This is a genomic window from Pseudomonas sp. GW821-FHT02H09 (assembly GCF_059421425.1).
In genome coordinates this window covers 1-576 of the sequence record NZ_JBWKVA010000058.1, presented here as the reverse complement: position 1 = coordinate 576, position 576 = coordinate 1, and the positions used below count along the sequence as shown (strand labels likewise).

Annotated in this window: 1 pseudogene; it reads left to right on the top strand. The window is 59.9% G+C overall.

Annotated elements, in window-relative coordinates:
• Window positions 1-576, top strand: a pseudogene (locus tag AC07VR_RS31635) (sugar-binding protein); the annotation flags it as partial.

The window sequence follows — 576 nt, the reverse complement described above, 5'->3', positions numbered from 1 at the left end:
GAACTCAAGGCCAATAACCTGTGCGGCCCGGTCGTGCCGCTGCAACTGAATTTCAACCCGCTCAATAGCGGCGACAGCGGTTTCGGCAAGGGCTGGAACTTGCAACTCTCGCAATTCAACCCCAACAACCGGGTGCTGTCGCTGTACACCGGCGAAACCTTCAAGGTCAATCCCGGCGGCACTGAAGCGGTCATTCCGGAGAAGAAACTCGACTCCTTTCATTTCCATGACCTGGGTAACCGGCGCTATCGCGTCGAGCACAAATCCGGCCTGGTGGAAATTCTCCAGGTCGGACAAGGCCAGTTGGCCATGCCGGTGCAAATGCTTTCACCGCAGGGCCACAGCGTCACGCTCCAGTACACGGCCTTCGGCACCGACCCGCTGCTCAGCAGCATCCGCAATGCCGACGGCACGCAGTTGCTCAGCCTGGTGCGTACCCCCAACACCCTGCAGCTCAAGCTGCACCCGGGCAGTGCGTTCGAAGCCCTGTTCGTGCTCTATATCATCGGCGGTGAAACCAAAAGTATCGTCCTGCCGACCGACGACAACGCGTCCTGGCGCTTCGACTACATGCCC